11 protein-coding genes and 1 tRNA gene are annotated in these 13,096 nt (G+C 62.6%); 4 read left to right on the forward strand and 8 right to left on the reverse strand.

What is annotated here, in order from left to right; all coding sequences use genetic code 11:
• Positions 1–39 precede the first annotated feature (39 nt).
• The 4 genes from HX873_RS08520 to HX873_RS08535 are packed head-to-tail and all read right to left on the reverse strand — an operon-like array spanning position 40 to position 4,877.
• Complete coding sequence (locus tag HX873_RS08520; protein WP_177122573.1) at positions 40–984, reverse strand: aldo/keto reductase; 945 nt, start codon at positions 982–984, stop codon at positions 40–42.
• A 12-nt stretch (positions 985–996) separates the two neighbouring features.
• Positions 997–2,376: an efflux transporter outer membrane subunit gene (locus tag HX873_RS08525; RefSeq protein ID WP_177122574.1), complete on the reverse strand. Its 1,380-nt coding sequence runs from the start codon at positions 2,374–2,376 to the stop codon at positions 997–999.
• A gap of 18 nt (positions 2,377–2,394) precedes the next feature.
• Positions 2,395–3,849, reverse strand: a complete 1,455-nt coding sequence (locus tag HX873_RS08530) for an MFS transporter (RefSeq protein WP_177122575.1) — start codon at positions 3,847–3,849, stop codon at positions 2,395–2,397.
• Positions 3,846–4,877 (reverse strand): HlyD family secretion protein, encoded by a 1,032-nt coding sequence (locus tag HX873_RS08535; protein WP_003216514.1) that lies wholly within the window; start codon positions 4,875–4,877, stop codon positions 3,846–3,848. Before HX873_RS08535 ends, HX873_RS08530 begins: the two co-directional genes overlap by 4 nt.
• 104 nt (positions 4,878–4,981) lie before the next feature.
• Between HX873_RS08535 and HX873_RS08540 the strand changes: the two genes are divergently transcribed.
• Together HX873_RS08540 and mug are read left to right on the forward strand one after the other, a co-directional pair.
• The gene (locus tag HX873_RS08540) at positions 4,982–5,605 is read left to right on the forward strand and encodes a TetR/AcrR family transcriptional regulator (RefSeq protein WP_003216516.1); all 624 of its coding nucleotides are present in this window, start codon (positions 4,982–4,984) and stop codon (positions 5,603–5,605) included.
• A complete protein-coding gene (gene mug, locus HX873_RS08545) occupies positions 5,602–6,117 on the forward strand; it encodes a G/U mismatch-specific DNA glycosylase (protein ID WP_134326032.1) in 516 nt (171 codons plus the stop codon). The genes HX873_RS08540 and mug overlap by 4 nt, the downstream gene beginning before the upstream one ends.
• Here mug and HX873_RS08550 read toward each other — a convergent pair.
• Complete coding sequence (locus HX873_RS08550) at positions 6,104–8,149, reverse strand: prolyl oligopeptidase family protein (RefSeq protein WP_177122576.1); 2,046 nt, start codon at positions 8,147–8,149, stop codon at positions 6,104–6,106. The two genes, mug and HX873_RS08550, sit on opposite strands and share 14 nt — an antisense overlap.
• A gap of 152 nt (positions 8,150–8,301) precedes the next feature.
• Between HX873_RS08550 and HX873_RS08555 the strand changes: the two genes are divergently transcribed.
• Positions 8,302–8,565, forward strand: coding sequence for an Ada metal-binding domain-containing protein (locus tag HX873_RS08555; protein ID WP_177122577.1), 264 nt, complete (start codon positions 8,302–8,304; stop codon positions 8,563–8,565).
• Between the two features lie 65 nt (positions 8,566–8,630).
• Here the strand turns inward: HX873_RS08555 and HX873_RS08560 are convergent.
• Positions 8,631–8,706 (reverse strand) — tRNA-Asn (locus tag HX873_RS08560).
• A gap of 176 nt (positions 8,707–8,882) precedes the next feature.
• Between HX873_RS08560 and HX873_RS08565 the strand changes: the two genes are divergently transcribed.
• Positions 8,883–10,265 (forward strand): glycerophosphodiester phosphodiesterase family protein, encoded by a 1,383-nt coding sequence (locus HX873_RS08565; protein ID WP_177022147.1) that lies wholly within the window; start codon positions 8,883–8,885, stop codon positions 10,263–10,265.
• A 42-nt stretch (positions 10,266–10,307) separates the two neighbouring features.
• Here HX873_RS08565 and HX873_RS08570 read toward each other — a convergent pair whose 3' ends face one another.
• Together HX873_RS08570 and HX873_RS08575 are read right to left on the reverse strand one after the other, a co-directional pair.
• On the reverse strand, positions 10,308–11,540 hold the full coding sequence (locus HX873_RS08570; protein ID WP_003216714.1) for a CaiB/BaiF CoA-transferase family protein: 1,233 nt from the start codon (positions 11,538–11,540) through the stop codon (positions 10,308–10,310).
• A gap of 26 nt (positions 11,541–11,566) precedes the next feature.
• A complete protein-coding gene (locus tag HX873_RS08575; protein WP_102368468.1) occupies positions 11,567–13,096 on the reverse strand; it encodes a 3-hydroxyacyl-CoA dehydrogenase in 1,530 nt (509 codons plus the stop codon).

A 13,096-nucleotide genomic window follows, 5' to 3' on the forward strand; every position in this document is an offset into this window, starting at 1 on the left:
TAAATAACGGATATGTACCCCCCCCTCCTCCGGCCAAACTCAACACTTCTCCCGCGAAATAAACCCCAACACCCCAGTATCCATCACCGGATTAAAACGAACCCGGGTCGTAATGTCCTGCTCAATCTCACGCATCGCCACCTGCGGCAACGTAGAAATATCCGCATCCTCCCGTATCCGCGCCGGCGTCACCGACGAGGTCAAAAACGCCACCCCACGCTGCACCGACCACGCCAACGCAACCTGAGCCGGCGTCTTCTGCACCCGCCGTGCAATCCCGGTAATCACCGGTTCATCCAGCACCCGCGGCCTCATCCCATGCCCCAACGGCGCAAACGCCAACACCACAATCCCATGCTGCCTGCAAAACTCCAACAGCTCCCACTCCGGCAGATAAGGGTGTGACTCAACCTGCACCACCGCAGGCTTTATCCGCGCCACCGCCACCAACTCCCGCAGCGTTTCCAGGCTGATATCCGACACCCCGATGGACTTGCAACGCCCCTCATCCACCAGACGCTCAAGCACCCGCCACGTCTCGATCAACGTAACCCCCGAGTCATACAACACATGCCCAAACGCATCCCGTGGGTGCAGCTCGTCACCCGGCAAAAACGCAAACGGCGTATGGATCATGTAGCAGTCGATCACCTCCACCTGAAGCCGGCGGCAACTGGCTTCGAACGCCGGCACCACACGCTCGGGCCGATGGTTGTTGTTCCACAGCTTGGTGGTGATGAACAGGTCCTCGCGCCGGACTTTACCGGCCGCCACCGCATCGTGAATCGCCGCGCCGACCTGCGCTTCGTTGCCATAACGCTCCGCACAATCGAAATGGCGAAAGCCCGCCTCCAACGCTTGCGTGACCGCCTGGGTGGTGGCCGTCAAATCCCTGAACAGCGTCCCGAACCCTACCGCCGGCATCGCGCCCGAGCCATGCTGCAAAGGAAAACGGGTATCGCGAAGTGCATCGTAATAGCTCATGTGTTTGCTCCACTAGCGTTTGAAATCGTTGACCGAGCGACCACCGAGCGCCACGAACAACCGCACGGTGTCGAGATGTTGGGCGGTGCTCGCCCGGATCTGCCCGAGCAGGGCCTGCTCATAGGCGCGTTGTGCCTCCAGCACTTGCAACAGCCCGCTCTCCCCTGCCCCATAGGCCTGCTGGTTCAGGCGCAAACTGTTGGCGGCGGCCTGTAGCGCGGCGGTCTGTGCCTGGTACTCCTCGGCGTCGTGGTTGATCGCCTGCAAGGTGTCTGCGACCTGGCAGAAGGACTTGATGACGGTCTGCTGATAGTTGGCAAGCGCGGCGTTGTAGCCCTCCACGGCGGCCTGGCGTTCGGCCTTGAGAGTTCCGCCATCGAAGATCGGCCCCGCCAACCCGGCGGCAAAACCCCACAGCGCCGCACCACCATTGCCCGACGCGGCCTGGGCCAGTGACGCGGACAACTCCACACGGGGATAGAGATTGGCGGTGGCCACGCCGACCGCCGCGCTGGCCGCATGCAATTCGGCTTCGGCTTGCAGCACGTCCGGGCGGTCATGGGCCAGTTCGGACGGCAAGCTGACCGGCAGCGTGGTGGCCGAGGCAAATCCAGCCAGTTCGAAATCCGGTGCGCGCCAATCCGCCGGGCCCTTGCCCGCCAGGATCGACAGCGCATGCCGCGCCGCATCGCGCTGCTGGGCGAGTGGTGGCAACAGGGTGCGGTCCTGCGCCAGTCGCGTTTCGGCCAGGGAGACATCGAGCTGCGTCGTCGTGCCGCTGTGTTGCGCCGCGCGCACCAGTTCGAGGTTTTTCGCGTCGGTGGCGAGCAAGGTCTGCACCGCTTCCATCTGCGCGCTGGCCGAGGCCATCAGCAACGCCTGGCTGGCGACGTCGCCCGTCAGCGTCAGGTACGCCGCCTCGAAGCGATGCTGCTGGAAATCGGCCAATGCCTGCTGCTGTTCGACCCGGCGCTGATTGCCGCCGAATACGTCGAGGTCGAAACTGACCTGCGGCCCGACGCCATAGAAGTTCGTCACCGCTGGCCGCGCGGCGTTGTGCACGCGCTGGCGGCCCGCTTGCGCGGCGAAATCCACCTGCGGGAAAAGTGCACCCTCGGCCGCAGCCACCGAAGCGGCGGCCTGACGCAACGTCGCGTCCGCTGCCGTCAGCTCAAGGTTGCCGGCAATCGCCCGGCGCATCACGCTGTCGAGCGTTTCGGAATGAAAGGTCGACCACCAGTCGACGCTGACCTTCTGACTGAAGGAAACGTGCTGCTCAGCCTGCACGTCATAGTGCGGCGAAGCGGTAACGGACGGCGCCTTATAGTCCGGGCCAACCGAACACGCGGACAGGGTCATGACGGCCGTGATAACAAGCCCATGGGATTTCATTACGCACACTCCGGAAAACTAGTGGGTCGTGACAGGTTTACGCAGCAGCAGCACCAGCGGGCTCACCACCAGCATTGCCCACAGCAGAATCTTGAATTGGCCGACCACCGCGATGAAGGCGGCCTGGCCGGTGATGGCTTCGTTCAGCGCGGCGAATCCCGCCAGGGGCGTCGATGCGGGGACCGAATGCACAGTCAGGTGGCCGGCCAGCGCCACGTGCATCGCCTGGGTGTTGTTGAAGAAGAACCACTGCACCACCGCCACACCCAGGGTGCTGCCGTAGACGCGGGACAGGTTGAACAGCCCGCTGCCTTCGGGGCGCAACGTCGGGTCGAGGGTGCTGAACGCCACCCGGGAAAGCGCCGGCATCAGCAGGCCCAGGCCCGCGCCCTGGATTGCGCCAGCCACTGCCACCGGCCAGCCGTCCATCAAGGGTGAATAGCCGAGCATCGAGTGGTTGGCGTAGATCACCACGGCGATCCCGGCGACCACAAATGGGCGGCCGTCGAGATGCGCAGGCACCTTGTTCATCAGCCAGAACGCACCCAGCAGCCCCACACCACGGGGGATGGTGAGGAAGCCTGTGGTGTCGGGCGGGAAGCCCAGCAGTTCATCCAGCATCGGCGAGGTCATCGCCATGGTCGGCAGCAGCACGAAACCGACGGCGAAGAACATGACGGTCGACAGCACGAAGTTGCGGTCGCGCAATAACCCCTTGCTGATGAAGTGTGTGCTCGAGGTGAACCGGTGCATTGCGAACAGGTAGAACCCCAGGGCACTGGTGGCGGCTTCCAGCCAGATCTCGGGCGAGTCGAACCACTCCAGGCGCTGGCCACGGTCGAGGACCATTTGCAGGCCGATCACGCCGAGGGTGAAGCTGGCGAAGCCTGGGAAATCAAACGCAGCAGCGCTGTTGGCTTTCTTCTCCTGCTGAAACATCGCCACGATCAAGAAGGTGTACGCCAACAGCGGCAGGCTGGCGTAGAACATCCAGCGCCAGCCGAAATGCTCGCTGATCCAGCCGCCAATCGCCGGGCCGCTGACAATCCCCAGCAACCCGATCGCCGTCCATGACGGGCCGAATTTTGGCCGTTGCGTCGGGGCCAATGTCTCCAGGGCGATGGCCATCGACAGCGGCGCCAACACGCCGCTGGCAGCACCCTGGATGATCCGCGCGCCGACGAATTGCAGTGAGGTGGTGGCCTGTGTCGCGAGCAGCAGGCCGAGGGCGAAGATCAGCATCGCCGCCTGGTAAACCGCCTTCACGCCGAAGCGCGCAGCAAGCCACTGAGCCACCGGCAACGTAATCGCGCTGGCCGCCAGGTACGACGTGAAGATCCACCCCGCCTCGTCATCCGTCATCGACAAACTGCCCTGCACAAACCGCAGGGCCGAGTTCGGCAGCGACACGTTGACCGCCTGCAACCAGGTCACCAGCAACGCCGCAAACCGGAGAGTACGTGCGCCGTTCATGGGCCGGTCCTGATATCAACCGTCACCGTGGCGCTGGTGCCGGAGAACAGCGGCAAGTCCGCGTTGGCATCGTCCAGTTCCAGGCGCACCGGCACCCGCTGCACCACCTTGACCCAGTTGCCGGTGGCGTTTTCCGGCGGCAGCAGCGCGAAGTCGGCACCGGCGCCCGGGCTCAGGCTGGTGATGTGCGCCTTGAAGGGATGATCCGGGTAAGTGTCGAGCTTGATGGTTGCCTGCTGACCGGCTCGCATATGGGTCATCTGGGTTTCGCGAAAGTTGGCTTCGACCCAGGTGCGACGGGGCGACAGCAAGGCGAAGGCCGGCGCGCCGCTGTTCAGGTAATCGCCGACCTGCACGTCATCCACCTTGGCCACCACGCCGTCGTCGGGGGCATAGACCGTCGCGTACGAGAGGTAGAGTTGCGCCTCGTCGAGCTGCGCCTGGGCCTCGCGAATCGCCGGGTGTCGGTCGATTTCGATGTCGGGATTGCCGTTCAGCGCCACCACCGTATTGGCGATCTGCTGCTCGACGGACGCTACGCGTTGCCGGGCGACTTTCAGGTCGGTATCGGCCCGTTCGAACACGGCCTGGGACACGAACTCGGTGGCCACCAGGGCCTTTTTGCGGGCGAATTCCTTCTGGTCGAAACCCGCCGATTCCTTGGCCGCCTGCAACTCTGCCTGCTGTTGCCGGTAGCTGGCCTTGAGGCCTTCAATCCGCAGGCGCGCCACGCTCAATTGCGCCTGGGCACGCTCGACCGCGACCTGGAACGGCTCGGGGTTGATACGCAGCAGTACCTGACCCTTGTGTACCGACTGGTTGTCTTCCACGGCGACCTCCACGACCTGCCCGGATACCCGCGCATTGATCGACGCCTTCGCCACTCGGGCATACGCGTTATCGGTGGATACGTACGGCGCATCCTTGAGGTAATACACATACCCGGCCGCTGCAATGAGTACCGGAAAGCCCACCATCAACAGTGAACGCCAGGGGGTGCGGGTCGTGTTTTCCAACGCATTGCTCATGATCGAATCACCTTTGCTGAGCCCGGGATTTCTGAGGCCTTAATTTTGTGCGATGATGTAAGAATATCGACCCACCCACCTCTACTCAAGGATTTTTGTACGCCATGGCACAAAAAAAAATCACAGAGGCAAAAGGCCGTGGCCGCCCACGGGCCTACGACCCCGAAACGGCAATGCAAAAAGCCCTCGGGGTGTTCTGGAGCACCGGCTATTCCGGCGCCTCACTGGACAGCATCGCCACCGCCGCCGGGATGAACAGGCCAAGCCTGTACGCCGCGTTCGGCGACAAACACGCGATCTACCTCAAGGCACTTGAGCAGTATTGGGGTCTCGCTTCTGCCGCCATCGACGAGGCGCTGGACGACCCGAGCCTGACCCTCGCAGAGGCGTTGATGCGCTTATATGAAGGCCAGTTATCGATCTACTTTTCGGGGGATGGCGAGCCACGGGGCTGCTTTATCATCGGCACCGCGACCACTGAAGCGGTGGAGGATGCGGAGATTCGCGCCGTGCTTTTGCAGCGCCTCGACGCACTCGACGCCCATCTCGAAACCCGCTTGCGCACGGCCATCGAGGCCGGCGAGTTGAAAGGTGGTGCAGACCCGGCAGCCGTCGCCGTCCTCGCCGCGTCTTTGGTGCACAGCCTTTCGATTCGTGCACGGGCGGGCAAGCCCCACGCCGAATTGATCACCCTGGCGCGCAACGCCGTGCAGGTCATCTGCGGATGAGTGAAGGACTGGAAGACATTCTGGCCGAGCACCTGGCCGTGATTTTCTGCGGCATAAACCCGGGGCTGAAGGCCGCCACCACCGGGCATCACTTCATGGGCAGGAGCAATCGGTTCTGGCGCACGCTGCACCTGGCCGGGTTTACGCCCCATGAAGTGCAGCCGGAGAACGACCTCACGATCCTGCAATACCAATGCGGGCTGACCACGGTGGTGGAGCGGCCTACGGCCCGGGCGGACCAGTTGTCGGCGGATGAATTCAGGGCGGCGGCGGCGGGTTTTGAACGCAAGATCGCACGCTACGCGCCACGGTATGTGGCGTTTCTGGGAAAGGCCGCCTATAGCGCGTTGAGCGGGCAGAAGCAGATTGCCTGGGGGCTTCAACCGCACACCCTGGGGTGTGCGGCGGTGTGGGTTCTGCCCAATCCCAGCGGCAGAAACCTTGGGTTTACGCTCGACCAATTGGTGCAGGCATACCAGCAATTAAGGCTGGCAACACTCAGTCCCGATTAGAACTCAACTTCTCCCACAAAAAGCTGTAGACCAGCGCACTCATATGCGCAGCCTGCGCATTGTCTGCCGCCCCGCCGTGCCCACCTTCGATATTTTCGTAGTACGTCACGTCCTTGCCGGCCTCGATCATCTTCGCCGCCAGCTTGCGGGCGTGGGCTGGATGCACCCGGTCATCGCGGGTCGAGGTCAGGAAAAACACCGGTGGGTAGGCCTTCGCCGGATCGAACAGGTGGTATGGAGAAAATGTCTGGATGTACGCCCACTCTTCAGGTACGTCCGGGTTGCCGTATTCCCCCATCCACGACGCCCCGGCCAACAGGAGGTGATAGCGCTGCATGTCGAGCAAGGGCACCTGGGAGACGATTGCACCGAACAGTTCCGGGTATTGAGTAAGCATATTGCCGACCAACAGACCACCGTTGCTGCCACCCTCCGCGCCCAGGTGTCGGGGCGAAGTAATCCCGCGGTCGATCAGGTCACGGGCCACTGCGGCAAAATCTTCGTAGGCACGCGGACGGTTCTGCTTGAGTGCGGCCTGGTGCCAGCGCGGGCCGTATTCACCGCCACCGCGAATGTTGGCAACCACGTACACCCCGCCCTTCGAAAGCCAGGCGCGGCCTGCCTTACCGGAGTAATACGGGGTCAGGGAGTATTCAAAGCCGCCGTAACCATAGAGCAAGGTCGGCGCCGTGCCGTTGCGCGGCAGGTCTTTGCCGAGCACCAGGAAATACGGCACACGAGTGCCGTCCCTGGAGACCGCAAAGTGCTGCTCGATCACGTGCTGGCTGGAATCGAAAAAGGCCGGCAGGGTTTTCAGTACCTCGGGCGGATGACCTATCTCGGCCAGCGACAAGGTGGTCGGCGTCAGGTAGTCAGTGGTCACCAGCCAGACGGCATCACTGTCGTCGCTGTCCACTGCGCTGGCACCCACCGTCCCCATGCTCGGCGCCCCGGTGAACGGGCTGTGCTGCCAGCCGTTCGCGCCGGGAGTGAGGACGCTGAGGCGGTTCTTGACGTGATCCAGTACGTTCAGCACCAGGTGATTCAGCGTCCAGAAAAACCCTGCCAGCGAGGTGCTGTCCGTAGGGGTGAACAGCACCTCGAAATCCCGCTGGCCTGCCATGAAGCGATCAAACCGGATCGCCAGCAACGAGCCGGCCACAAACACTTCATCAAGCGTCCAGTCCTCCCGCAGTTCCAGCAGCAGCCAGTCTTTGTACACCGACTTTTCCGCCGAGTTCGGCGCGTCGATTTTGCTTAACTGGTTGTCGCTGCCCCGCAGGTACAGCTCGTTGTTGTAGAACGCCAGCGTGCGGCTGACGAAGTCACGCTCGTAGCCGGGCGTGTCGTCGTGCATCGCCGCGATGTACATATCATCCAGCGCGCCTTCATAGACAAGACTGGCGGCACTCAGCGGTGTACCGCGCTGCCACTGCTTGACGATGCGCGGGTAACCGGAACGGGTCATCGTGCCTTCGCCAAAATCGGTATAGACATAGACGTTGTCACGGTCGATCCAGCCCAGGCCGCCCTTGGACTCGGGCAACTGGAAGCCGTCTTCGACCCAGGTCTTGCTGGCCAGATCAAACTCGCGGGTGACATTCGCATCGGCGCCGCCACGGGACAGTGCCAGCAGGCAGCGCTGGTAGTCCGGGCGCAAGAAATCAGCACCGTGCCACACCCAGTTTTCGCCCTCGGCGGCGTTCAGTGCGTCAAGGTCCAGCAACGTTTCCCAGGCAGGCTGAGGCTTGCGGTACTCCGCCAGCGTGGTGCGACGCCACAGGCCCCGCGGGTGGGCGGCGTCCATCCAGAAGTTGTAGTAATAGGCGCCGACCTTATCGACGTAGGGGATGTTGCTGTCCGAGTCCAGTATCTCCAGCACCTCGGCCTGGATTTGCTTGAAGCTGCCGGAGCGGGCGAGCCGGTCTTCGGTCTTGAGGTTCTGGGCGCGTACCCAGTCCAGTGAACGCGTGCCGTCGACGTCTTCAAGCCATTGGTAGGGATCATTGGACGTTTCGGGAAGTTTTGACATGTTCGAATCCTGTCGAAAAGCAGAAATGGATAGCGTGCCCGACTTTGAGCCTTTTTGAGCGATAAAAAAAGCAAGAAACCGGGTGCGCTAGCCGATCTGATCGGCGATACATGGCGGACGTACCGCAGGCTGGTGCGGCAGGAGGACAGGCGATGGCTGACAAAAACGTGTGGATGCTGATGGGCGCAGACGCAAGCCCCTTCCCAAGCCCCGAGCCGGGAACGCTGGGCGGTCACCGTCGCGGCAAGCGCTATGGAAAGCTCGACTGTCGTGCGGCGCTGCGAGCCATTGCGCGTGGCGGCTACGTGAAAAATCGCGTGTTTTTTCTCGATGAAGCGACGGCTGTCGCCGCGGGATTTCGTCCTTGTGCGGTGTGCATGCCTGCCGAATATCGTCTGTTTCGAGGGCACGCCTGAATCGAGTGTCCGGGACAAATTCCAGGCAAAAAAAAGCCTGCATCGCTGCAGGCTTTTTTACTATCTGGCTCCACGACCTGGACTCGAACCAGGGACCCAATGATTAACAGTCATTTGCTCTACCAACTGAGCTATCGCGGAATGCGCCGTATGTTACTGATTGAAAAGGAGAAGTCAAGCATTCAGTGAGATTTTTGCTCCACCCCAGGTGCGCCGCGCTGGAAAATCACCACGCCACTTCCTGTCACGACGCTGTCATACGTCAACGCCAACATCCGCAGATACCCCGCCCCTACCCTCTTCTTGAAGGACGACACATGCACACTCGCTCAGGCCCGCCAGCGGTAAAAACCCTGCTTGCCCGTTTTATCGTTATCGGATGCAGCCTGACGGTGAGCGCGTGTGACAGTGTGACCAGGAGCGCGCCTGTCGCGCCTGCTTCGTTCAAAACCCTGGACGGTGCACCGCCGCTGGTTATCGGCCATCGCGGCCTGCCAGGACTGTACCCGGAAGAAACCCGGGCCTCCTACGAGCATGCAGCCGACGCTGGTGCGGATTCGCTGGAGCTGGACCTGCACATGACCAAGGACTGTGTATTGGTGGCCCGGCACAATCCCTGGTTGAGCGACAACACCAACATCAGCGACGTCGCGAAGACCAATCCCGAAGTTGCACGCCGCAAGCGCACGGTGCCGGGTGTGCTGGTTAACGTCAGGTATCCGGCCACTGCAGAAAATGGCCCGGCCCAGTACCTGAGTGATCTGACTGACCCCAACGATCCAAAATCCGTGTTGAAGTCCTTGATCGTGGATGGCGAAGACCATACCAACGACTGGTCAATCAGCGATTTCACCCTGGCCGAACTCAAGCAATGGATCGGCGGCACGACGTATGATGCCCGCGACGAGCGCCCGACCGAACTCAACGGCAAGCTGCCGATCCTGAGTTTCCAGGAAGTGATCGACATCGCGAAAGCCAAAAGCGCCGCCACGGGCCGCGTGATTACCACCTACCCGGAAAGCAAGAACCCGATCTGGAACAATGCCCAGGCCATCGCCAACGGCTGCGGCTCGCCGGGCAGTCATCCGTTCGAAGCGGCGTTTCTCAAGACCCTTGAAGACAACAACCTCAATCGCAAAGACGCGCCGGTGTTCGTGCAGAGCTTCGACCCGAACAGCCTGAAATACCTGCGCTCCATCGGCCTGCAAACCAGGGCGGTTCAACTGGTGGATGGGAACGGGGTGAACTTCAAGACCGGCGAGACCATTTTCATCACCGACAAACCCAACACCTTCGTCAGCGGCCGCCCCTACAGCTGGACCGTCGCCGGCGACCCACGCGCCTTTGGTGCGATGCTGACCCCGGCCGGGCTGGCCGAGGTCAAGACCTACGCCGACGGCATCGGGCCATGGAAGCCGCAAGCGATGTCGCTGACTGCCGCTTCAGCGCATAACCCCGGCTTGCCCGAGGTCGATACCTTCAAGCCCACCAGCCTGATCAGCGATGCGCACAAGGCCGGCCTGTTCGTGCATATTTTCACCTTCCGCAACGAAGCCAAATACCTGGCAGGTGCCTACAAGGGCAACCCGGCGGCGGAATACATGGCCTTTTTCCGCGCCGGTGTTGACGGTGTGTTTACGGATTTCACGCCGACTGCCGTTGCGGCCCGAACTGCCTACCTTAAAGAAGTCGCGCGCTAAAAAGTCGTGCGCAAAGATGGCGGCCTTATGGGCCGCCATCCTTCAGTCGAGTTGCTCAATCACCCCTCCTGCCTTGAGCTGCCCCAACTGCTCTGCCGACAACCCGAGGCGCTCGCCCAGTACCTCATCGGTATGCTGCCCCAACATCGGCGCCGGCCTTACATACTCTACCGGCGTGCCCGACATCTTGATCGGGCTGCCGACCATCTCGAACTGCGGATTCCTGGGATGCGGGATCTTCACCATCAACCCACGGGCAATCACCTGCGGCTCTTCCAGGGATTGCGCGATGTTGTTGATCGCCCCCACCGGTACTTTCGAGGCGTGAATACTCGCCACCCACTCGTCCGCCGTGCGCCCCAGGAAGTGCGCCGACAACAGTTCGACAATCTCCGCCCGATGCGCAACCCGATCGGCATTGCGCCGAAAGCGCGGGTCTTCCGGCAGGTGCGGCAAACCGATGCTGTGGCACAGCGCTACAAACTGGCTGTCGTTGCCGCAGGCAATAATGAAGTCGCGGTCGGCGGCGCGGAATACCTGGTACGGCACGATGTTGGCGTGGGCGTTGCCGAAACGCTGCGGCACCTTGCCCGAGGCCAGGTAGTTCATGCTCTGGTTGGCCAGGGTTGCCACTTGTACGTCCAGCAGCGCCATGTCGATGTGTTGGCCAACGCCGGTGCGTTCGCGGCTGAGCAGCGCGGCCTGGATCGCGACGGTGGAATACAGGCCGGTCATCAGGTCGGAGAACGCCACGCCGACTTTTTGCGGGCCGCCGCCGGGCAGGTCGTCGCGTTCGCCGGTGATGCTCATCAGGCCGCCGATGCCCTGGATGATGAAGTCGTAGCCGGGTTCTTCGGCGCGCGGGCCGGTCTGGCCGAAGCCGGTGATGGAGCAGTACACCAACCGTGGATTGATCTCGGCCAGGGTCGCGTAATCCAGGCCATAACGCGCCAGGGAACCGGCCTTGTAGTTTTCGATCAGTACGTCGGAGCTGGCCGCCAGGGCCCGCACCAGTTCCTGGCCTTCGCTGGTGGCCAGGTCAATGGCCACGGATAGTTTGCCGCGGTTGGTGGACTGGTAATAAGACGCCTGCCCGGACGACTCGCCGGTGTCGGTCTTCATCCACGGCGGGCCCCAGCCGCGGGTATCGTCGCCACTCTGTGGCCGTTCGATCTTGATCACTTCCGCGCCGAGGTCGGCCAACACCTGGCCACACCAGGGCCCGGCCAATACCCGGCTTAAGTCCAGCACCCGCAAACCTGTCAATGCACCCATTATTCTTGTCCTGTGATGAATCGAAATCAGCCGACTGCCGGCTCTTCATGACGCAGGGAAATCCCCAGCACGGCACGCCGCCGCAGCCAGGGGCTGGGGCGATAACGTGGGTCGTGGGTGAGTTCGCTCATGCGTTGCAAAATCGTGAGGATGCGCCGTGGCCCGAGGGCATCGCCCCAGGCGAGCGGGCCTTGTGGATAACCCAGGCCGAGTTGTACGGCCTGGTCAATGTCGTCGACGCTGGCGATGCGTTGCTGGGCAATGTCGCAGGCCAGGTTGACCACCATCGCCAGGGTGCGCTGGGCAACGAAACCGACGCTGTCGCTGATCACTGTCACACCTACACCGTCATTGGCGAGCAACGCGTGGGCGGCATCGCGGGTGGCGGTGGACGTCAGCGGGTTTTGCATCAGGGTGCGGTGGCGCGACAGGTCGGTCAGCAGGTCGATGCACAGGGTGCGTGCCGGGTCAGTGTGGAAGCGCTCGCTGGCCGAGGTGGCGTCGAGACCGTAGGGCGCCAGCAGGCACAACGCTTCAGGCGAAGGCTGCGCCGCGCTTTCAAGGTGTGCGCCCAACTCGATCACCAGGGCGCTGAGGCGCTCGTAGTCTTCGGCGTTTTCGGTGGCGATCCATACCGGCGGGAATTGCTTGATGGAAGGCACCGGCTGCGGCTGCGGGCCGTCCACCACCTGGCCATTTTCATAGCGGTAGAAGCCCTGCCCGCTCTTGCGCCCGAAGCGTCCGCCCACCAGCATCTGGCGGGTCAAGGGCGATGGTTTGTAGCGCGGGTCCTGATAGAACTGGTTGTAGATCGACTCCATCACCGGGTGGGAAACGTCGAGCCCGGTGAGGTCCAGCAGTTCCAGCGGCCCCATGCGAAAGCCTGCGCCTTCACGCAGGATACGGTCGATGTCGCCACGCTCGGCAATGCCTTCATCGAGCATCTTCAAGGCTTCGGTGCCGTACGCACGGCCGGCGTGGTTGACGATGAAACCCGGAGTGTCCTTGGCGCGCACGCCGCGATGGCCGGTACGGGCGACGAAGGCCAACAGGTCATCGCCGACCTTCGGTGCGGTGGCCAGGCCGTCGATTACTTCGACGACGCGCATCAACGGTACCGGGTTGAAAAAGTGCAGCCCGGCGACCCGCTCAGGGTGTCGGCAGCCGGTGGCGATGGCCGTGACCGACAGCGACGAGGTGTTGGTGGCGAGGATGCACGCCGCGCTGACCACACCTTCCAGCTGCTGCAACAGGCCGCGCTTGGCCTCGAGGTTTTCGACAATGGCTTCCACCACCAGGTCGCAGTCGTGCAGCGCCTCAATGGTGGCGGCAACTTGCAGGTTCGCAAGCGCAGCGTCCACCGCTGCCTGGGTGATCTTGCCCTTGGCGGCCAGCTTCGAGAGCGTGGCGCCGAGGTTATCCCGAGCGGTTTGCGCCGCACCGTCGCGGGCATCGAACAAGCGCACCAACACGCCCGCCTGAGCGGCAATCTGAGCAATCCCGGCGCCCATCACGCCGGTGCCTACCAGGCCCATGATCTTGATTGAATCAGCCAT

This window comes from Pseudomonas sp. P7758, from assembly GCF_013386485.1.
GTDB lineage: Bacteria > Pseudomonadota > Gammaproteobacteria > Pseudomonadales > Pseudomonadaceae > Aquipseudomonas.

Coding starts and splice junctions, on each gene's coding strand:
- HX873_RS08520 (WP_177122573.1), bottom strand. CDS start 984: ATGAGCTATTACGATGCACTTCGCGATACCCGTTTTCCTTTGCAGCAT.
- HX873_RS08525 (WP_177122574.1), bottom strand. CDS start 2,376: ATGAAATCCCATGGGCTTGTTATCACGGCCGTCATGACCCTGTCCGCG.
- HX873_RS08530 (WP_177122575.1), bottom strand. CDS start 3,849: ATGAACGGCGCACGTACTCTCCGGTTTGCGGCGTTGCTGGTGACCTGG.
- HX873_RS08535 (WP_003216514.1), bottom strand. CDS start 4,877: ATGAGCAATGCGTTGGAAAACACGACCCGCACCCCCTGGCGTTCACTG.
- HX873_RS08540 (WP_003216516.1), top strand. CDS start 4,982: ATGGCACAAAAAAAAATCACAGAGGCAAAAGGCCGTGGCCGCCCACGG.
- mug (WP_134326032.1), top strand. CDS start 5,602: ATGAGTGAAGGACTGGAAGACATTCTGGCCGAGCACCTGGCCGTGATT.
- HX873_RS08550 (WP_177122576.1), bottom strand. CDS start 8,149: ATGTCAAAACTTCCCGAAACGTCCAATGATCCCTACCAATGGCTTGAA.
- HX873_RS08555 (WP_177122577.1), top strand. CDS start 8,302: ATGGCTGACAAAAACGTGTGGATGCTGATGGGCGCAGACGCAAGCCCC.
- HX873_RS08565 (WP_177022147.1), top strand. CDS start 8,883: ATGCACACTCGCTCAGGCCCGCCAGCGGTAAAAACCCTGCTTGCCCGT.
- HX873_RS08570 (WP_003216714.1), bottom strand. CDS start 11,540: ATGGGTGCATTGACAGGTTTGCGGGTGCTGGACTTAAGCCGGGTATTG.
- HX873_RS08575 (WP_102368468.1), bottom strand. CDS start 13,096: ATGGCTGATTCAATCAAGATCATGGGCCTGGTAGGCACCGGCGTGATG.